Annotated in this window: 19 protein-coding genes; 15 read left to right on the forward strand and 4 right to left on the reverse strand. The window is 48.4% G+C overall.

Translation table 11 applies throughout. The annotated features are described in order from the left end of the window. Positions 1-600: 600 nt before the first annotated feature. From M3630_RS28450 to M3630_RS28490, 9 genes are all read left to right on the forward strand, one after another. Entirely contained in the window at positions 601-1,296 is a 696-nt protein-coding gene (locus M3630_RS28450; protein ID WP_251254422.1) for a response regulator transcription factor, read from the forward strand. A gap of 13 nt (positions 1,297-1,309) precedes the next feature. Next, on the forward strand, positions 1,310-3,073 hold the full coding sequence (pnpS, locus tag M3630_RS28455) for a two-component system histidine kinase PnpS (RefSeq protein ID WP_251254423.1): 1,764 nt from the start codon (positions 1,310-1,312) through the stop codon (positions 3,071-3,073). 108 nt (positions 3,074-3,181) lie between these two features. Continuing rightward, positions 3,182-3,838 carry a phosphate signaling complex protein PhoU gene (phoU, locus tag M3630_RS28460; protein WP_016738714.1) on the forward strand — a complete coding sequence of 219 codons (657 nt, stop codon included), beginning with the start codon at positions 3,182-3,184 and terminating at the stop codon, positions 3,836-3,838. A 255-nt stretch (positions 3,839-4,093) separates the two neighbouring features. Beyond that, entirely contained in the window at positions 4,094-5,182 is a 1,089-nt protein-coding gene (locus tag M3630_RS28465; RefSeq protein WP_173608863.1) for a PRK06851 family protein, read from the forward strand. Between the two features lie 92 nt (positions 5,183-5,274). Then, positions 5,275-6,219 carry a VanW family protein gene (locus tag M3630_RS28470; protein WP_251254424.1) on the forward strand — a complete coding sequence of 315 codons (945 nt, stop codon included), beginning with the start codon at positions 5,275-5,277 and terminating at the stop codon, positions 6,217-6,219. A gap of 666 nt (positions 6,220-6,885) precedes the next feature. Continuing rightward, entirely contained in the window at positions 6,886-7,314 is a 429-nt protein-coding gene (locus M3630_RS28475) for a MarR family winged helix-turn-helix transcriptional regulator (protein ID WP_251254425.1), read from the forward strand. Positions 7,315-7,323: 9 nt separating this feature from the next. Then, entirely contained in the window at positions 7,324-7,983 is a 660-nt protein-coding gene (locus tag M3630_RS28480; RefSeq protein WP_251254426.1) for an HlyD family secretion protein, read from the forward strand. 6 nt (positions 7,984-7,989) lie between these two features. Then, a complete protein-coding gene (locus M3630_RS28485) occupies positions 7,990-9,219 on the forward strand; it encodes an efflux RND transporter periplasmic adaptor subunit (RefSeq protein WP_251254427.1) in 1,230 nt (409 codons plus the stop codon). 15 nt (positions 9,220-9,234) lie between these two features. Continuing rightward, a complete protein-coding gene (locus M3630_RS28490) occupies positions 9,235-10,812 on the forward strand; it encodes a DHA2 family efflux MFS transporter permease subunit (RefSeq protein ID WP_251254428.1) in 1,578 nt (525 codons plus the stop codon). Between the two features lie 61 nt (positions 10,813-10,873). Here M3630_RS28490 and M3630_RS28495 read toward each other — a convergent pair whose 3' ends face one another. Next, complete coding sequence (locus M3630_RS28495; RefSeq protein ID WP_157696726.1) at positions 10,874-11,014, reverse strand: hypothetical protein; 141 nt, start codon at positions 11,012-11,014, stop codon at positions 10,874-10,876. Next, positions 10,977-11,921: a DMT family transporter gene (locus tag M3630_RS28500; protein WP_251254429.1), complete on the reverse strand. Its 945-nt coding sequence runs from the start codon at positions 11,919-11,921 to the stop codon at positions 10,977-10,979. Before M3630_RS28500 ends, M3630_RS28495 begins: the two co-directional genes overlap by 38 nt. A 130-nt stretch (positions 11,922-12,051) precedes the next feature. On the opposite strand from M3630_RS28500, the gene M3630_RS28505 reads away from it, so the two are divergent. Beyond that, the gene (locus tag M3630_RS28505) at positions 12,052-12,795 is read left to right on the forward strand and encodes an N-acetylmuramoyl-L-alanine amidase family protein (protein WP_251254430.1); all 744 of its coding nucleotides are present in this window, start codon (positions 12,052-12,054) and stop codon (positions 12,793-12,795) included. Here the strand turns inward: M3630_RS28505 and M3630_RS28510 are convergent. Continuing rightward, entirely contained in the window at positions 12,766-13,548 is a 783-nt protein-coding gene (locus M3630_RS28510; RefSeq protein WP_229087980.1) for a divergent polysaccharide deacetylase family protein, read from the reverse strand. The two genes, M3630_RS28505 and M3630_RS28510, sit on opposite strands and share 30 nt — an antisense overlap. 141 nt (positions 13,549-13,689) lie before the next feature. On the opposite strand from M3630_RS28510, the gene polA reads away from it, so the two are divergent. The 5 genes from polA to M3630_RS28535 all read left to right on the forward strand — a co-directional run bounded on the left by polA (position 13,690) and on the right by M3630_RS28535 (position 19,626). After that, positions 13,690-16,338, forward strand: a complete 2,649-nt coding sequence (polA, locus tag M3630_RS28515; RefSeq protein WP_251254431.1) for a DNA polymerase I — start codon at positions 13,690-13,692, stop codon at positions 16,336-16,338. 48 nt (positions 16,339-16,386) lie between these two features. Further along, positions 16,387-17,214: a DNA-formamidopyrimidine glycosylase gene (mutM, locus tag M3630_RS28520; protein WP_251254432.1), complete on the forward strand. Its 828-nt coding sequence runs from the start codon at positions 16,387-16,389 to the stop codon at positions 17,212-17,214. 21 nt (positions 17,215-17,235) lie between these two features. Continuing rightward, on the forward strand, positions 17,236-17,844 hold the full coding sequence (gene coaE, locus M3630_RS28525) for a dephospho-CoA kinase (protein ID WP_012685133.1): 609 nt from the start codon (positions 17,236-17,238) through the stop codon (positions 17,842-17,844). Then, entirely contained in the window at positions 17,841-18,404 is a 564-nt protein-coding gene (locus tag M3630_RS28530; RefSeq protein ID WP_173608854.1) for a lytic transglycosylase domain-containing protein, read from the forward strand. Before coaE ends, M3630_RS28530 begins: the two co-directional genes overlap by 4 nt. Positions 18,405-18,579: 175 nt before the next feature. Then, the gene (locus M3630_RS28535) at positions 18,580-19,626 is read left to right on the forward strand and encodes a glyceraldehyde-3-phosphate dehydrogenase (protein ID WP_106654629.1); all 1,047 of its coding nucleotides are present in this window, start codon (positions 18,580-18,582) and stop codon (positions 19,624-19,626) included. Between the two features lie 61 nt (positions 19,627-19,687). Here the strand turns inward: M3630_RS28535 and M3630_RS28540 are convergent, their stop codons facing one another. Next, positions 19,688-20,821, reverse strand: coding sequence for an HD-GYP domain-containing protein (locus M3630_RS28540; RefSeq protein ID WP_232773461.1), 1,134 nt, complete (start codon positions 20,819-20,821; stop codon positions 19,688-19,690). Positions 20,822-20,835: the final 14 nt, after the last annotated feature.

A 20,835-nucleotide genomic window follows, 5' to 3' on the forward strand; every position in this document is an offset into this window, starting at 1 on the left:
GACCGCAACAGAGCAGTCTACCACGCCCGCCTCTCCATATAAAGCAACAAGAAAAAAGAAAAAACGGGGCCGTCATGCTATTGACAGTCCTCGTTCATATCAGTGAAGCTGAAATTCCCCGCCATTTATTCCGGAGCTGGGCTGGGCTCCAGAGGCGCTTGGACTGAAAATTCGCTTCTTCCACGTAGCTTTTAGTTTTTTTAAAAGGGCTCAAGGAAAACTTCTTTGAGCCCACTTGCAAAACGTTGTAAAAGCAAGACATACATCCACAGCTGTAACGAAGCACTGTCACATGTTTTGAAGGAGACCGCCCGAACGTAGAGAGGATACAGGCAACTGGAAAGCATGTGGCAGGGCTTCTCCCGACCTCTACCGCTGGAAGACAGCTAGGATTTTTTAAGGAGATACCTTTACCTAAAAGAGGAATACTACTGTCAAGCAACTAAGTTCTATGTGTCCAACGGCATGTCTTTACAAAAAAATTACTTGTTTTCCGTAATGAGCATTGGCAGACTGAGTATTGTAGAGAGAAGTATTTTTCAGGGGACGTAGGTTAGAAAATCGAGCGCAAGCATTGCAACGCTAGGGGGAAACAGACAGATGATCAAAGTATTGGTAGTGGATGATGAAGCTTCTATTGTAAAGCTATTGCAATTTAATCTTGAAAAATCAGGATTTCAAGTCGTAACTGCTTTTGACGGTAAACAGGCCTTGGAAGTGGTTAAGAGCGAGCAGCCTGATTTTATCATTCTTGATTTGATGCTTCCCAAGATGGATGGAATGGACGTATGCAAAACCTTGCGCCAGGAACGCAATAATACGCCGATCTTGATGCTTACAGCGAAAGATGATGAGCTCGACAAGATTTTGGGGCTTGAGCTTGGTGCCGATGATTATTTGACAAAGCCTTTTAGCCCGAGAGAAGTAATTGCCCGCGTGAAAGCCATTCTGCGGCGGTTTCAGAGCACGCCGGAAGCGACTACAGCGCCTCAAGAGGTGTTGCTCCAATTTGGGGATATTCGTATCTACCCGGAGAAGTACGAAGTGTTCTGTAAAGACGTGAAGGTTGAGCTGACGCCAAAGGAATTCGAGCTGCTCAACTATTTAGCGAGCCACCAAGGACGTGTATTGACGCGCGATCAATTGTTGAATGCTGTTTGGAACTACGATTTTATTGGGGACTCTCGAATCGTGGACGTGCATGTCAGCCATTTGCGCGAAAAGCTTGAGGATGATACGAAGAACCCGAAATACATCAAAACCGTTCGCGGATTAGGATACAAACTGGAAGGATAACGGAGGATTTACCTTGACTCGCTTTCGAATCAAACTCACTTTGACTATTTTGGGTTTAATCTCTCTCGTACTATTGGTGATGGGGATGTATTTTGCCAAAGTCCTTGAGAATTCCTACCTCCAATCACTGAATGAGCTATTGTCCCGCGAGTCGAAGCTCATCTCTCAGGCGGTCCGTTTCCCGGATGTCTTTGCCGATAAGGCGACGTTAGCAGACCGGGTCAAACAAGTAGCGCCAACGGATGAAGTACGGATCACCATTATCAACAAGGATGGTCAGGTGAGGTACGACAACTCCTCCCACCCGGAAGAGATGGAAAACCACCATGACCGACCAGAGATGAAGGCAGCGTTGAAAGGAGAAACAGGGATTTCCCGTCGTTTTAGTGAGACGCTCGGCTATGACATGATGTACGTTGCAGTACCTGTTGAATTGAACAACGAAATATTCGGTGTTGTTCGTTCAGCGATGTCGATGAAAGATATTACCGATACGATCCACAAAATGTGGTACAGCTTACTCACAGGTTTATTGGTTACTTTGGTAGTCGGATCGATTGTTGTTTCTCGCATTTCCTTTTCCATTATTCGTCCGATCGAGGAGATCACCCGGGTAGCCCGCAACATTACACAGCGCCAATATGAGAGCCGTGTGAGAATCAAAGCAAAGGATGAGATCGGTCAGCTTGCAGGCGCGATCAACTTCATGGCATCGAGCCTGGAGCAGCAGATGTACGAAATCTCGGAGAATCAGCAGCGCCTGGCAGGGGTGCTGACCAATATGACGAGTGGCGTGATTTTCATTTCTGAACAACGCCGGATCATGCTGGTCAATCCAGCCGTTGAAAAGCTGCTGGGGACTGCTGGACATGAAATCGTAGGGAAGCTGCATATCGAGGCCGGCAAAAGCTTTGGGCTCAGCCAATACATCGACAGGTGCCTCGACAGAAGCGAGAAGTTCCGCCAAGAGGTACACATCTATTACCCGCAGGAACGCATTCTTGACGTGAATTTTGCTCCCTATATTAACTTCAAGGGGGAGTCGAGGGGTGTGGTCGTAGTACTGCATGACATCACCGACATTCGCCGCCTGGAGAAGATGCGCAGTGACTTCGTAGCAAACGTATCGCATGAGCTACGCACGCCGATTACCTCGATCAAGGGCTTCACGGAAACCTTGCTTGAAGGGGCGATGCAGGACGAGGAAACATGCCGCAATTTCTTGCAAATCATCTCTGATGAGAGCGAGCGGCTCTACCGGATGATCCGCGACATTTTGGACCTCTCCAAAATCGAGCAGAAGCGAATCCCGTTGCATCTGAGTCAGGTTCACTTGCAGGATCTAATCAGTTCGGCGGTTGCCATCATGCATGACCAGGCACAGCGCAAGGAATTGACGATCACGCTCCCTTCACCAAAGCCAGATATTTGGCTGATGACGGATAAGGATTGCTTGCAGCAGATTATCTTGAATCTGTTGACGAATGCGATCGCCTATACGCCAGAAGGTGGGAAAATCAACGTCAAGACAGAGGCAGACAGCGAAAACATCACCATTCAAGTCATGGATACCGGGATCGGCATTCCGGAAAGGGATCTCACGCGTATCTTTGAGCGGTTTTATCGCGTAGACAAGGCGAGAAGCCGCGATTCAGGTGGAACAGGTTTGGGCCTCGCAATTGTGAAGCATCTCGTGGAAAATTTGCACGGACAAATTAGTGTGGAGAGCAAGGAAGGAAGAGGGACAACCTTCACAGTTACACTTCCCCTTACCTAAAACAACAACTGCAAAAACATTTACACAAACAAAATAGTAGCTTTACTTCTACAATACAATCGCCTTGTACCATTTGACATGTCAGACACTAGAAGGGGGAAGAGGGAAATGTCACGGCACGCTTTTGAAGAACAGCAGGATGTACTGCACCGCAAGCTCATGACGATGGGCACATTGGTGGAAGAAGCCATTCATAAATCCATCAAGAGTCTGGTTGAGCGGGATGCCCAACTGGCGGAACAGGTTATCGCAAGCGATCCTGTGATCAATGAGCTGGAGCAAGAAATACAGAGCGATTGCTTCCGTCTCATTGCGTTGCAGCAGCCAGTCGGAGGTGACTTGCGACGCTTGGGAACAATGTTGAAGCTGGTGACGGATTTGGAGCGAATGGGTGATCATGCCGTTTCCATTGCCAAGACGACCCGACGCTTGATGGCGGACCCGTACGTGAAACCCCTCATCGATATTCCGATGATGGCTGATCACGTCAAGGCTATGGTGCGTGATTGTTTAAATGCGTATATTGCACGCAACAAAGAAGCGGCAGAAGAGATTGCCTCACGCGACGACATTGTGGATAAACTGTATTCCACGATTTTCCATGATCTGATTGAATTGATGACGAAAAACAGTCAGGCCATTTCGCAAGGAACACATTTGCTCTTGGTCGCGCAATATTTGGAACGGATTGCCGATCATGTTACGAACATCTGTGAATGGATTATTTATATGTCCACTGGTAAAATGACGGATCTGAATAAATAATACCCGAATGACAAAAAGCCGCTGTGAGCTATGAAAAATAGCTAGCAGCGGCTTTTTAATAATATCGTAAAGGATAAACTTCTTCGGGTTTCTTCTTGATATTATGGAAAACATTCAGCTAAAACGCGGTCGCTCATCCTTGAGTAAACCACGATAGAGGTTTTCTTATGGTTGTAGACAGACGCCTATTCTCCCTTTTGTGCATACAATACATCGATTCAATGGCAGTTAGAAGAAGTACAGGAGGGAAAGGCAATGACCACAAAAGTGCGCCATATATATGCCGCAGGGAATACTGCGCGAGGATACAAGACGTTTTATGACTCCGTATTGGAAGGCTTGGAGCGTGTTTATATTTTGACAGGGACAGTGGAAGGAATTACGTCGCCACTGATCGAGTCGATTGGTAATCAAATGGCACGAAAAACAGACGAAGTGGAGTGGATTCATTCTCCTTTTGTGAATGGACAGTTTGATGGTGTTATTTTTCCCAAATATAAAGTGGCGATTATGGATGGTAGCTATCCACGGATTTGGAGACCCGCTTCGCCGGGTGTAAAGGAAATTCAGGTCAATTTGCAGTCCATGGTCAACATTGATCAGCTAGTGGATTACAAAGACCAGATTGCCGGCTGGTACGAAGAGATTTTTAGGAAGAGTGAAGAGGCATATCAAGCTTTTGGCGAGGCCTTGCGCATCCACGATGAGTGGGAGGCTCCCTACATTGAGCACCTCAACAGAGAAGAAGCCAATTGCGTTACGGAAGAAGTAAAAGCTTTGTTCTTCGGAGAGGAGCAACTGGAAAAGAAAGCAAAGGTACGGCGTATGTATTTGGGGGCAGCGACGCCGCAGGGGCCTGTAGATCATATCATGAAGCTGACTGACCATTTGGAGAAGCGCTACTTTATCAAGGGCAGGCCAGGCTCTGGCAAGTCCACTATGCTGAAAAAGTTGGTGGAGGAAGCCAAGACACGCGGCTTTGACGTGGAAGTATACCACTGTGGACTAGACCCGCACAGCCTTGATATGGTCATTGTTCCTGAGAAGGGCCTCGCTATTTTTGACAGCACCGCACCTCACGAGTATTTTCCAAGTAAAGATACAGATGAGGTTATCGATATGTATGAAAGGGCAATTGAGCCTGGCACAGATGAGGTATATGAAGAGGAATTAATGGATGTCAAGGTAAGGTATAAGCAAAAAGTGAAAGAAGCAACAGCGAATCTTCTGGCTGCCAAGGAACTGCGCGACCAGTTGAATAATACTTACCAGGAAGCGGTGGACCAGCAGCGTCTCAAGGCAGTTACGCAAGCAATTGTCAGCAGGCTGACAAAGATGGGCTAATGTCATTCCGATCTTAGAATGAAACCCGTTCGACTGCTCATACTACCATAACGGAAGATGATCGTTGTTGGAGAATGGAGGTGAGCAGCCGGATGGGTTTTGCTATGACGTTGGCTCTGTTACTGTTAATGAATCCCCTCGACCCGACGAATTTTTTGCAGATAGAGATGGAGGGCAAGACGGTAGCTATGCTCAATCGGGCTGATTATTCTCTTCCCTTTGATGGCGTTCCTTTGGTCGATGACAGCAAGCTTGCGCGAATGGTAGAAGAGCTGGCGAAAAAAGCTTACATCGAGCCGATCAATGCAACGATTAATAACGCCGGGGCCATCGTTCCGGAAGCCAAGGGAAGAAAGCTGGATGACCTGGCATTTCGCGGACGTTTTTACGATTATTTTTATGGTACGGGAGCCGCAAGCATGAATGTCAGCTACAAAGAGGTATTCCCGAAGGTAGACAAGGCTCTCATGAGTCAGGTGCGGAAAAAAAGGATCGGGCAATATGCGACCTATTTCAATGCAAGTAACCGGAATCGTGTACACAACATCAAGCTCGCCTCGCAGGCGATTAACAATTACGTGGTATTGCCAGGAGAAATTTTTTCTTTTAATAAGGTAGTGGGCCAGCGTACGAAAGAAAAAGGGTATTTGCAGGCGCCTATCATTGTCAGGGGAGAGCTGTCGGAAGGCATTGGGGGAGGAATCTGCCAAGTATCGTCTACGCTGTTCAATGCGGTAGACCAGGCAGGCTTGCACATTATGCAGCGTTATTCTCACAGTCGAAACGTAGCGTACGTACCTCCAGGGCGAGATGCAACCGTGAGCTGGTACGGCCCCGATTTTGTGTTTCAAAACAAATACGCCTATCCGGTTTTGATTCGTGCGATTGCGAACAACGGAAGCATGTACGTGACGGTTCACTCTTTTCCAGAAATGGAGCATGAGCCACGACATGTTCCAAGTGTACGCCGCTCGACGCCTGAAGAAGCTCCGGATTCTCCATCTATTTTAAATGAAAATGGACCGACCATTCCTTAGAGATGTGTCGGTTTTTTTGTGTCTTGGGTACGAGGCTGCGGTGGGGAGAAGAATATTTCCAGTCTAGGCTCCAGGCTCCGTCCCACTGAGGGTAGAGACTGTCCGCTCCGAAGGGATTCGCGGGGAAACGCAAAAGTGGTAGCCTCTACGACGTATGGGCACGGTTGCGTTTCTGTTGCCCGCGAATCCCTTCTCCGCTTGGTAGGACTCCACAAGTCGCTACGTCTGGAAATATTCTTCTCTGTCGTAACTGATTACATTCTTCATTCTTTTAAGGCTTTTAAAATCCGTTTAACACGGAAAGCTCGTAGAGGAAACAGGAGAAAAAAGCGAAGATCTTAGGAACACCGCCTGAGGCGCAATGAAAAAAAGAGAAACAAGCTTTTAGCGTCCACCTCTGAGACACCCCCTGAATGGACCACTTTGGACGCGGGTTTCGCTTTTTTTCATGGAGCCGGACAATCAATCCCTCAGCGGGTGGACCTAGAATCTGAGCGTTTTCTCCTGTTTCCTCCCCACCACTACAGCCCGACCAACGCATGCTTTTAAAAGGTTGCCTAGTTAAAGTTTAACCTAAAGAAATAGTTGCCACGGATAAAAAAACATCGTATAGTTTTCATGTGATAAATTTCGCACACGAAATATTACTTAAGAAAGGAGTGTACTATGAATAAATCACTGCGTATTCGGGACTTGTTAAAACGGTTGAACAAGACATTTGGCACGATGGCCACAAAAGAACTGTCCCAATATGGTGTGACTGTCCCGCAGCTAATGGTCATTCGAGAAATACATCCTGATCCCAAAACGATCGGTCAGATAAGCAAAGCCGTAGACTTATCCTACAGCACCGTTTCTGGCATCATAGATCGTTTGGAACGAGAACAACTCGTAGAACGTGTACGTGATGAGAATGACCGGCGTGTTGTCTGGATTCGTAAAACACCGAAGATTTCCGAGTTGTTCGCAAAGGTTGATTTTTTCTCAGAGAACTTTTACAAACGTATTTTCCATGGATTTTCCGATGAGGATTTAGACATCATTATTCAGTCGATGGAAACATTGATTGCGAAACTAGAAGAACGAGAAAGTTGAGGAGAAACCATGAAGCGAAAACTGGTTTTGTATGTCATTTTGCTCCTGTTCGTGGCAGGTGGTGGAGGAATCGGTTACTACTATTGGTATCAGGGTGCACATTATGTGACCACACAAGATGCCCGGATCGCGGGAGACATTTATCGCGTCATGCCGAAAATGACAGGCAAACTGACCGGACTCGCTGTCAAAGAAGGCGACACCGTTATAGCGGATCAAATCGTAGGGCAGCAAGATACAACCAATGTAGCAACGACAATGCTGGAAAACAGCGTGTTGCGTTCCCCCATTACAGGTACCGTGATTAAAACGCAAGCAAAAGAGGGAGAGATTGTTTCGACAGGGCAATCGGTAGCTCTCGTAATTGACGAAAGCAAATTGTACATCTCCGCCAATTTGGAAGAGACAGAGATCGAACGCTTGAAACTCGGCCAAAAAGTTGATTTTACGGTTGACGCTTACCCAGGTAAGAAATTAGGCGGTCATTTGATGGAGATCGGAAAGGCGACGAACTCTACATTTTCCTTGATGCCAGCGGCCAACACGAGTGGGAACTTCACCAAGGTAACCCAGCGTATCCCGATCAAAATCGCTATAGATGACACAGCAGGTTTGGACCTCGTTGCCGGATTGAACGCCGAGATCAAAGTGCACGTGAAGGAGATGTAATCAAGAATGAAAAAGACAGCACAATGGAAAACAATCGCTGCAGTCATGGCGGCCGTTTCGCTTATTGCGTCGGGCTGTAGTGAGACATCTTCTGCATCGCAAACGAGCGAGAACGTCCCTGTCGTAAAGACGTGGAAGGTGACCTCTGCTTCTACGGGCGTTATCGCCAGTGGTAAGGTGGCAGCATCTGAGGAGATCCAAGTCGTTTCTAAAGTATCTGGAAAAGCAGCGAGCGTGAATGTAAAAGAAGGTGCAGTCGTCAAGCAGGGCGATGTTCTGGTCACGCTGGAGGCAGCTGATTATCAGCAGCAAATCAATCAGGCACAGGCAGCCATTGCAGGCGCTCAAGCAAAGCTGAGAGATACGAAAGCAGGTGCACGCAATGAGCAACTGACGCAGCTTGGAAGTATTGTCACGCAGGCAGAAGCCAGCCTGAAGGTGGTTGAGAGCAACTACAATCGGATGAAAGCACTGTTTGATGCAGGCGCATTGTCCCAGGCTGAACTGGAGAAATCTTCGCTGGAATTGGAAAAGGCGCGCACAGGTCTTGAACAGGCGCAAGCCCAATACGATCTGGCAAAAGCAGGCCCAACTGCCGACACGGTAGCGGGTTTGCAAGCAGAAGTAAGCCGTTTGGGCTCCAGTCTCGAGCTGGCGAAAAGCAACTATGACAATACCATTATTCGTGCGCCAATCACAGGTATCGTTGCCAAGCGCTCGGTTGATCCGGGAGAAATGGCAGCAGCGGGGACACCTCTCATGGTGCTGGTGAATATGGCAGATGTCAAAGTAGAAGCAAGCGTACCGGAAAACCAAATTAACCAAGTGAAGGTCGGCTCTACCGTTGATGTGAAGGTAGGCAGTCTGGGTGGGAAAGTGCTGAAAGGTACTGTTGAGTTTGTCTCTCCGATTTCGGATACCAACAGCAGTTCGTTCCCAGTCAAAGTGAAGGTAAATAATCAGGACGGCTTGCTGCGCGCAGGTATGGTGGCAGAGGTCATGCTCCAAGGCCAGGCAACGCCAGGAACAAAATTACCGACGTCGGCCGTGCTGGAAAAAGACAGCAAGCATTACGTCTATACCGTAGACAACAACGTTGTACACCAGGTCGAAGTTGCAGTGGAGAACGCTAGCGGCGACTGGACAACTGTCATGAATGGCGTCAAAGACAATGATCAAATTGTGCTGAACCCGACAGACAAACTGTCCGAGGGCAGCAAGGTGATCGCAAACTAACGGGGGTGTTGACACATGGCGGAAGCGGTGGCACACCGAGAGGAGAAAAGCGGGAACGGCGGCATGTGGCTGTCTCTTCTCGCAATCCTCTCAGGAACCTTCGTTGCGATTCTGAACAATAGCTTGATTAACGTTGCCCTGCCTGCCATGGTCAATATTTTTGGTTCATCTACCGAGACCATGCAGTGGGTATTGACCGGATATATGCTGGCAAACGCCGTCATGATTCCCATGAGCGGCTCGTTGTCCGCTAAATTCGGAGCGAAAAAAATATTTGTACTTTCCTTATCTGCATTTACTTTTTCATCCATCCTTTGTGCCTTGGCGTGGAGTGACTCTTCGCTAATTGCTTTTCGCGTCGTGCAAGGTGTAAGCGGGGGGATGATCATGCCACTCGGGATGTCGATGATTTACATGATCGTTCCGCGTGAAAAGATCGGAATGGCTTTGGGGATATTCGGGATTGCTGCCATGACAGCCCCTGCGTTGGGCCCGACATTGGGTGGGTATCTCATCGAATTTTTAAGCTGGCAATTTCTTTTTCTGGTCGGTGTACCCTTTGGTATTTTTGCGGTGATCATGAGTATCGTTCTGCTCAAGGAAACGCCGAAAAAGCCAGAGTTGAAGTTCGACTTCTTGGGAGCCTTTCTTGCCATCGTCGGTTTCGGGACGCTGTTGCTCGCTTTAAGTAAAGGGCAAGCAGAGGGCTGGACCTCCTTTTTCATCGTCGGTTTGTTTTTCATTGCGGTAATGAGCTTGATCCTGTTCGTCTGGGTCGAGCTGGGGAAGGAAAGTCCGCTGCTCGATTTGCGGCTTTTGAAGATTCCTACCTTCACCATCAGTATTTTGACTTCCGGCTTCGTCATGATGGGGATGATGGGCGGTATCTTCCTGATGCCGATTTTCCTCCAAAACATTCAGGGTTTGACGGCTATGGAGTCAGGAATCCTGCTGATGCCGCAATCGATTGCTATGGCGATCATGATGCCAATCAGCGGAAAGCTGATGGATAAATACGGGATCGGACCGATTGGATTGGTCGGCTTGACTATCATGAGCGTCACGACGTATGAACTGCACAATCTATCTGCTGACAGCATGCATTCGTGGATTGATATGATCTTGACCATTCGCGGGATCGGAATCGGATTGTGCATGATGACGCTGTCCACCGTAGGGATGAACGCCGTTCCTCGTACAAGTGTAGGGGATGCCTCTCCGCTGTCTAACGTATTGCGTCAGGTCATGAGTTCGTTTGCCATTGCGATTTTGACAGTGATCATGCAGGCGCGTCAAAATTTCCACATGGCTTCCATCTCTGACAACTTGAATACGGATATGGCGACGCAGTTTATCAGTGGCATTTCAGGAATGTATGCACAAGTAGGGGTAGATACGGCGAGTGCGACAGGGGGAGCCAGCACGATTTTGTACGGAATGATGGCAAAAGAATCGTTGGTCCAAGGAATCGGGGATACTTTCCTCGTCTCCGTTATCCCGATTGTCCTCTCGATTCCACTTCTGTACTTCCTGCATAAAAAGCCGAAAAAAACACAGCAACAGGTGCCAGCAACCGAGAAGGCAACAGCCTAATAGCAAGGGGCAATTCCGCAAGTCTTATCGAAGACTTCATTGGAATTGCCCCTTTTGCCTGTTAGGACATCATTTTAAATAACCAGTACAAAATCCGTCCGACGATGTAGCCCAGCAGAATTGTCCAGCCAATCTTCGCCCAAATACTTAGTCCCTTGACGAATTCACGCAAGCTTTTTCGGTTCTCTGGTTGCTTGTTCATTGGAGGACACTCCTTTAGCAGGTTGGTTAAAACGAATGAACACATAAATGCCGGCGATAATGATCAAGCCGCCGATCCATTGCGGAGGCGTTACCACTTCACCCAAGATGAAGTAAGCGAGTATCGCAGTCCCGATCGGTTCTCCCAAAATCCCCATGGAGATCGTCGTCGTATTGAGCCATTTAATAATCCAGTTAAATATAGAATGCCCAAGCAGGGTAGGGAATAGGGCGAGACAGAAGAACCAGCCCCAATCCGCCGCAGGGTAACCGACGAGCGAATACCCGAGAGCCAGATCATAGGCGACCAGAATCACGCTGGTGGCCGTATAGACAACGAGTGTGTAGGCAAAGGAGGACATATGCTGGCGAACGTACTGCCCGACCAGCCAGTAACCCGTCACAGTGACAGCTCCCATCAATGCGAGGAAATCACCCCACAGAGCCATACCGCCTACTTGAAAATCCCCCCAGCCAATCACAAAGCTTCCTGCAATCGCCAGAAAGCCGCCTGATAGAGCCAGAAATCGAACCTTTTCACCAAAAAAGAGATAACCGCCGATGAAGGCAAATAATGGCTGCAACGTAACGAGCACTGTAGAACTGGCTACAGATGTGTAATTCAGCGATTCAAACCACAACAGAAAGTGGCTTGCCAAAAAGGCGCCAGATAAAATACAGAGTAGCCACGCTTTTTTGGACATTTTTCCAATCTCTGCGATGGCACCACGATTCCAGAATAAAAAAGGAAGCGTTAAGAGAACGGAAAAAACCAGGCGATACGTAGCGATAATCGGAGCAGGTGCATCCGACAGCTTTACAAAGATCGCAGAAGAGGAAATGGCGATCACCCCAATCAAGAGAGCCAAATACGGGGGGAATAACGGTTTTTCCAAAGATTGATTCATCAGTACACCTTCTTATGCGGGTAAGGTCATGGTTCATTATTGTAATTGTACAGTTGGATTAAAAAATTCACAATGTTATGTGTACCTTGCCGCTTGAAAGGTTTCTTTTCAATCCGGTTATCCTACTGGCATGAGAAACTTACTGGCTATTTTCCGTATAACTGCTTTCATGCTTATCCTCATCTGTATCCCGACGCGAAGCGAGGCATTGCCGCTCACTCCCTTTCATATTTTGATTGATGTTGGACATGGAGGTGTAGATTCGGGAACTTCTTTTGGGGATTTGTACGAAAAGGACATCAATCTGCAAATTGCCAAACGACTCTACCAACAACTCACAGCTGCGGGTTACACCGTGGCTTTGAACCGCCACAAGGATGTTGCCCTGAGTGATGACAATCGTTGGTTGGACAACCGATCCCGCCATATTCGTGACCTGGCTCAGCGCAAGAACTTGGCAAAAGAAATTGGTCCGCAGATGATGCTCAGCTTGCATGTAAACTGGTCACCCAGTCCCAGGCGCAGGGGAGCGATTATTTTGCATCAAAACACAGAAGAAAGCTACTTGTTGGCAGGACTGCTGCAAAACTCGCTGAACAAGCTCACAGGGTCCAACGAAAAGCCAGTCAAGGGCAAGACGTACTACATGCTCCGTCATAACTACTGTCCGTCTGTCATTGTGGAGATGGGGTTTATCAGCAACGCGCAGGACCGAGAAATGTTAACGAATCCCAAAGCACAAGAAAAAATCGCTCAGGCCATTACAGAGGCCGTGAGCGAATATGTAAAGCTGTCGGGAAATCTGAAAACGGAGGCTAGTGTGCAGGAGAGCTGGTGGAGAAAATTAATGAGCAGTTTGCTGGATAAGCTTTGAAATGGTTACAAATTCGGCCTCCTTCTGAATTCGCGGGATGTACTGGCGCAGAAGGGAGGCTGTTTTCTTGCCGGGAGGTCCTACATGACCAATTGCGATACATATGGGATGGTTGTGGATTTTTTTGCAGACGAGCTCCATTTGCTTTGTAATATGCGGGACAGAGTATACATCATCCAGAAAAATTTGATTCACTGCATGGGGGACGCCCATTTCAGCTGCGACTTTCCCCGCCACGCTTTTATCGGTAGTCTTGCTATCCAGGTAGATAAGACCGCGTTCTTTGACGACCTTCATGATGATCCGCATGATTCGCTCGTCAGCCGTTATTTTTGAGCCCATATGGTTGTTCATGCCAATCGCATGTGGCACATTGTCAATCGCTTTCTCCACACGACTGCGAATCTCATCGTCGGACAGATCAGCCGTAATGGCTCCAGGACCGAGCCAGGAGCGCTTTCCTTTCATGGGCTCCATCGGCATGTGAACGAGTACATCGTGTCCTTTTTGATGGGCGAGCTCGGCATCCTGCTTCGTGCTGGGCAGAAACGGCATGACGGCAACAGTAAGAGGGACTGGCATCGACAATATTTCCTCCGTCCCTTGCATGTTGTTCCCGAAATCATCAATCACAAATGCCATCAGCTTTTTGACAGCGGGTGCGGGGGCCGGATTTGGGGTAGCTGTCACTGGAATCGCCCCAAGGGAAAGAAAAAGCGTGAGCAAGATCGGAATCAATTTCCTCCCATACATAAGATCACCTTCCTTGTTCATTTTTTTCATAGTCTGTTCAATCATCTTGTGCTTTACCCGCCATATCTGCGGCTTGGCTTTGATGTTTGCCCTATGTTACGATTAAAGATAGTAGTTTTGTAACGAGAGGGGTCGAATTCCTTGAGTCATTTTGTGTTGATTGATGGAAACAGTGTTGCGAACCGGGCGTTTTATGCGCTCCCTTTATTGTCCACATCGGCAGGACTGCATACGAACGCAGTGCTGGGCTTTACGACTATGCTGTTAAAAGTGTTGGAGGAAATGAAGCCGACGCATATCATGGTTGCTTTTGACGCGGGAAAAGTCGTGTTTCGCCATAGCGAGTATGCAGAGTACAAAGGGGGACGCAGCAAAACTCCGCCGGAGCTGTCTGAACAGTTTCCACTGATTCGGGAGCTGTTGGATGCCTTCTCAATCAAACGCTTCGAGCTGGAAGGCTACGAGGCGGATGACATTATCGGTACGTTGACGAAGCAGGCAGATGAGCAAGCCTGGAAAACGACTGTCATCACCGGAGACAAAGATATGCTGCAACTCGTGTCCGAGCATGTATCCGTCGCTTTGACGCGCAAGGGAGTCAGCGAAATCGAGCTGTACACTCCGCAAGAAATTCATGAAAAGTACGGCCTTAAGCCGCTGCAAATAATTGATTTGAAAGGCTTGATGGGCGATTCGTCCGACAACATTCCAGGTGTCCCTGGTGTCGGGGAAAAAACAGCTCTGAAGCTGCTGCACGAATACGGCTCTGTCGAGCAAGTTCTGGAAAACATCGATAAAGTCTCTGGCAAAAAGCTGCAAGAGAACCTGCGTGAGAATGTAGACAAGGCGAACATGAGTAAAGCTTTGGCAACCATTTTGCGGGAAGCGCCTGTGGAGCTGGATGTGCAAGAGACTGGCTTTGAAGGCTATGATGGGGTACCTGTCAGCGAGTTCTTTAAAAAGATGGAGTTCAAATCGCTCTTGTCCAAGATCAAAGTAGCACAACCAGCCGACGGAAGCGGACATCCAGATGCCAAGCCATTTTCGTTTGAAGTGATTTCAGAGGAAAACAAAGCGGCGTACGAGTCCAAACTGACTTCGCCAATGGCTCTTTACATTGAAATGGACGGGGAAAACTATCATCATGCGCCTTTCCTCGGGATTGGACTGGCTGCGGAAGATACGGTGATGTTCGTTCCTTGGGACGTAGCCAAGGAATGGAAGGTGCTCTGTGAGTGGTTGGCTGATCCGGCGAAGGAGAAGTGGGTATTTGACGGCAAGCGGGACACGGTTGGACTCGCTTGGCATGATTTCGCGATAAAAGGCATTAACTTTGACGTGTACCTCGCCTCTTACCTGCTGAATGCGGCTGAAAGCAACCCGACGTTGGATAGCATTGCGGCACAATACGCACAGACACGGGTATTGTCAGATGAAGAGGTGTACGGCAAGGGGGCCAAGCGTCTTGTTCCTGAAATGGACGTGCTGAGCGAGCATGTGGCGCATAAAGCGGCAGCCATCTGGCAGAGCGTGCCTGTATTGCGCGAGCAACTGGCGGAAAACGAAATGGAGAAGCTGCTCGGCGAATTGGAAGCTCCGCTGAGTATGGTATTGGCTCTCATGGAAAAGCAAGGCGTGAAGGTAAACAGTGAGCGTCTTGTGCAAATGGGGGAAGACTTGGATAAAAAGCTCGCGGGTCTGACAGATCAGATTTACGAGTTGGCGGGTGGGGCATTCAACATCAACTCGCCGAAGCAATTGGGCGAAATTTTGTTTGACCGCTTGTCTCTGCCTGTATTGAAAAAGACCAAAACAGGCCCTTCTACCAGTGCGGATGTATTGGAGAAGCTCGCCCCTTATCACCCGATCATCGATGCGATCCTGACCTTCCGTCAGCTCGGCAAGCTCCGTTCGACGTATATTGAGGGCTTGACCAAGGAAATCCATACGAAGACGAGCAAGGTGCATACGCTTTACAACCAAGCGACCACGGCGACAGGGCGCCTGTCCAGTACGGAGCCGAATCTGCAAAATATCCCGATCCGTATGGAGGAAGGACGCAAGATTCGCGAGGCGTTTATCCCGTCAGAGGACGGCTGGTATATGCTGGCGGCCGACTATTCCCAGATTGAGCTGCGGATTTTGGCCCATATTTCGCAAGACGAAAACTTGATTGACGCCTTCCAAAAAGGAATGGATATTCATACCCGCACCGCCATGGACGTTTTTGGTGTAAGTGAGGAAGAAGTAACCTCGCTGATGCGCCGTCAGGCCAAAGCGGTCAACTTCGGGATCGTATACGGCATCAGCGACTACGGTCTGTCGCAAAATCTCAATATTACCCGTAAAGAAGCCGGGGACTTCATTGAGCGCTACTTTGATGTCTTCTCCGGCGTGAAGCGCTGGATGGACGAGATTGTTCAACAGGCGAAAGCGGATGGCTATGTGACGACCTTGTTGAATCGCCGCCGCTACCTGCCTGATATTCGCAGCAGCAACTTTAACCTGCGTTCGTTTGCCGAGCGTACTGCGATGAACACGCCGATCCAGGGTACTGCTGCCGATGTGATCAAGCTGGCGATGATTCGCATGCAGGAGGCAATCGAGGAGAAAGGTCTCGCGAGCCGCATGCTTTTGCAGGTGCACGATGAGCTTGTATTTGAAGTGCCAGAAAATGAGCTGGAGGTCATGCGCAAGCTGGTGCCAGAAGTGATGGAGAGTGCGTTGTCCCTCGACGTCCCGCTCAAGGTGGACGTCAGTGACGGACGTACCTGGTACGATGCGAAGTAGGCATGCCTAGAACATAAAGATCGATAGACAGCGAGAGGAGGAGGGCATATGCCAGAATTGCCGGAGGTAGAAACCGTCGTACGGACTCTGCGTGGCTTGGTTATGGGAAAAACGATTGAGAGAGTAAGTGTTCATTTGGCGCGTATTGTGCGTCAGCCAGATGACGTGGAAGCTTTCAAATCTCTCTTGGTGGGACAAACCATCCAGGATATCCAACGGCGGGCAAAATTCATTCAGTTTTTCTTAAATGAGGACGTGCTCGTGTCCCATTTGCGAATGGAAGGGCGCTATGGCGTGTATCAGGCAGATGATCCCGTTGAGAAGCATACCCATGTCGTCTTCCATTTTACGGACGGAACGGAGCTGCGTTATCGGGATGTTCGCCAGTTCGGGACGATGGATCTTTTCCCTAAGGGGAAGGAAACAACCGTCGGACCTTTGGCAAAACTGGGGGTAGAACCGCTAGATAAAAGTTTTACTCCTGAAGTTTTGGGGAAATTGTTAAAAGGACGGTCAACAAAAATTAAGCCGCTTCTCCTAAACCAGGAATGTATTGTAGGGCTGGGGAATATTTATGTGGACGAGTCACTCTTTAAAGCAGGCATTCATCCGGAGAAACCAGCAGGAAAGCTGACAGATAAAGAAGTTAACCGACTGCACGAAAGCATCGTCTCCACTTTGCAAGAAGCGGTAGAACAAGGTGGTAGCTCCATCAAGTCATATGTGAACGGACAGGGCGAGATGGGAATGTTCCAGCAATCTCTATTAGTTTATGGACGAAAAGATGAGGCATGTACAAGGTGCGGGGCCGAAATCATTCGGTTTGTAGTCGGCGGCAGAGGGACGCATATTTGCCCTGATTGTCAAAAGCTATAACAGTTCGACCAAGGGAGGAGGATGGGCATGATACTAGGGTTAACAGGCGGAATTGCCACTGGGAAAAGCACGGTGACAGGTATGCTTCGAGAGCGTGGAATTCCTGTCATTGACGCTGACCAAATCGCCAGAGAGGTCGTAGAACCAGGTAAATTAGCCTATGAAGCGATCGTGCGCCATTTTGGACGAGAAATCCTATTGGAAGATGGTCAAATTGATCGGAAAAAACTAGGTGAGATCGTGTTTTCGGACGAGTCCGAGCGTCAAAAGCTGAACGCCATTGTCCATCCCGAAGTACGCCGGGTCATGCGGGAAGAGGCCGAATCAGCGGAAGCGAATGGAGCCGAGATCGTCTTTATGGACATTCCTCTACTGTATGAGAGCAAGCTTACACATATGGTAGAAAAAATCGTGGTCGTCTATGCGCCCTACGAGATGCAATTGGCGAGAATGCTGGAGCGCGACGAATTGGAAGAAGAACAAGCACGAAAAAGACTGCGGGCGCAGTTTCCCATTGATCAGAAGAAGCAGGGCGCAGACTTTTTGATCGATAATTCTGGTTCGCGTGAAGAAACCGAGCGTCAAGTGGAGGCGGTATTGGCCGCGATTCGATCGGAGCGTCAATCATGAGTTTTGGCAAACGTGCAGCATTGATCGTGCTCGTTTTGGCGAGTGTATTTTTGCTGCTAAACACGCCATTGGTGTGGAAATGGATGTACCCGATCAAATATGAGCAACAGATTGTAACGGCTGCACTGAAATATAAGGTGGACCCTCATTTGGTACTGGCCGTCATTCGTTCCGAGAGTGGGTTTGCGACAGATCGCGTTTCGAAAAAAGGTGCGATCGGGCTCATGCAAATCATGCCGGAAACAGCGCAATGGATCGTCAGGGAGGCAGACTTTCGTCCAAAGGACAATCAATACTTGTACGACCCTGTCATGAACATCGAGATTGGGACATGGTATCTCGAATTTTTGCTGTCACGCTATGATGGCGATATCGTCAAAGTCATTGCCGCCTACAACGCCGGTCCGGGAAAAGTAAACGGATGGCTCGCGAGTGAGCAATGGAACGGAACTCGAGAGACGATTGAGGACATTCCATATGGGGAGACTCGTCAATATGTTCAACGAGTGCTCTATTACCATGATCGATACAAAAATATATACGACTTTCAATTACGTTAAAAATCAATGAAAAGCCGCTTCTCGTACGGATTAGAGAGCGGCTTTTCCTCTTTTTTTGGGTAGGGTAAATCGTCCAAATATTTATTTTTCAGTAAAACACATTGATAATTGTGTCATACTTATTATAATAAAAGTATCAGATAAGCGTAACTCAATTCGAAAGGGGTTTCTATATATGACAATTAAAATCGGTATTAATGGTTTCGGACGTATTGGCCGCATGGTATTCCGCCGCGCTATCCAGGACCCCAACATTGAAATCGTTGCAATCAACGCCAGCTATCCAGCGGAGACGCTTGCACATTTGTTGAAATATGACACGATCCACGGACGCCTGCAAAATAAAGTGGAAGTCCAAGACAACAAGATTATCGTAGATGGAAAAGCAACAGTTGTACTGTCTGACCGTGATCCGCTGAAGCTGCCTTGGGGTGACCTCGGAGTAGAGATCGTCGTAGAAGCTACAGGCAAGTTCAACAATCGCGAAGGCGCTGGCAAGCACCTGCAAAGCGGTGCGAAAAAAGTTGTGATTACAGCACCAGCGAAAGAAGAAGACGTGACGATCGTGATGGGTGTAAACGAAGGCACCTACGACCATGCCAATCACCACATTATCTCCAATGCTTCCTGCACAACCAACTGTCTCGCACCTGTGGCAAAAGTGCTTAACGATGCATTCGGTATCGAACAAGGTCTCATGACTACCATTCACTCGTTTACAAACGATCAGGTGAATCTCGACAATCCGCATAAAGACCTGCGTCGTGCACGTGCAGCTAGCGAGTCCATCATTCCAACGACGACAGGAGCTGCTCGTGCAGTAGGAATCGTTTTGCCAGAATTGAATGGCAAGCTGAACGGTTTTTCCTTGCGCGTACCGACTCCAAACGTTTCTGTAGTAGACTTGGTGGTCAATACGAAGAAGCCAGTTACATTGGACGAAGTAAACCGCGTCCTGCGTGAAGCAAGCGAAGGCAGCATGAAAGGCTACCTCGAGTTCTGCGACGAGCCGCTCGTATCCAGCGATTTCAATGGCAACGATCACTCCTCGATCATCGACGGTCTGTCTACAATGGTAATGGGAGACAATCAGGTAAAAGTGATTGCTTGGTACGATAACGAGTGGGGCTACTCCTGCCGTGTCGTAGACCTGGTTCGCCACGTATCCGAGCAGCATAATCAAGCTGCAACAAAAGAAGCTGCTGCTGTTGGTGTAAAATAAAAAGCATAAACAAAACCCCTTTGCCGATTTTCGAGCAAAGGGGTTTTTCGTTGCTTCGTATTTACGATGAGGTAGGAGATTCTTCTAATGAGTTCACGTTAAACAGATCATCATCTTCAAAGCCGACAATAAACAGTCGGATGTTCGCCTTGAGATCAAGGTCATAAGGGCTAGGGACGTCGTTTCCGCGACCGTCTTTTATCACACGTACAGTTGGGCGATGCGAATAATCCGGATCAACCCGACTCACTACCCCGACTTCTCCGGTATTCAAAACGACGCTGCTACCAATCGGGAAGATAGCAATGTGCTTGATAAAGGCATTTACTAGATGGTGCTCGAACAGCGTACCGCCAGATCCAAACAGGTATTCCACAGCATCCTGTGGCATGTACCGTTTGCGCCATGGACGTGGGGAAGTCAAAGAGTCATAAATATCACAGAGACCAACGATTTGCGCGAATTCGTGAATTTGCTTGCCGGATAATCCCTGTGGATAGCCACTTCCATTTAGCCGTTCATGGTGCTGCAAGCAGACGTGGGCTGACAAAAGCGAGATGTCATGCTGCTTTCGCAACAAATTAAAGCCAAGCATCGTGTGTTGTTTGGCGATTTCCTTCTCTTCGTCTGTCCAACGCTCTGTTTTTTGCAACAGCTCTTCAGGCAGGCTTACTTTGCCGATATCGTGCAGCATGGCGCCTATCCCCAGGTTTATGAGCTGTGTGCGATTGTAGCCCAGAGACATGCCTACAGCAGTCGCCAGCACGGCCACATTCACGGAGTGATGGTATAAGGATGGTGAATGAGAAGAGATCGTCGTCAAATGTCCAACCATTTGCTTGTTTTGCATCAGGTCGTCCAAAATTGAGCTAAAGGCACGCTGAAAATGAAGGCCCATTTCTTTTAAGGAAATTTTCCGGGCCAGCTTGTTTGAGTTTGTAATTTGCTTGATCGTCTTCTCGATGGCTTCCACAGCTATTTGTCTGGTTTGTGGGCGAATCACTTCTTCCACAACGATGTCATTGGTACGGGGATCATCGATATACACCGAATCAACACCAGCTCGCTCTAATCCGGAAATGAGTCGTTCCGTTAATTGCATACCGGTTCCAAGCAGCACCTTTCCATCTTCAGTGAAGACTGTACGTCCCAATTTCATTCCAGGCTGTAGGTGTTTTAAAGATACTAAACGCATGACTATCCCTCCAA

The sequence above is a fragment of the Brevibacillus sp. MER 51 genome (genome assembly GCF_023714195.1).
Classification (GTDB): domain Bacteria; phylum Bacillota; class Bacilli; order Brevibacillales; family Brevibacillaceae; genus Brevibacillus.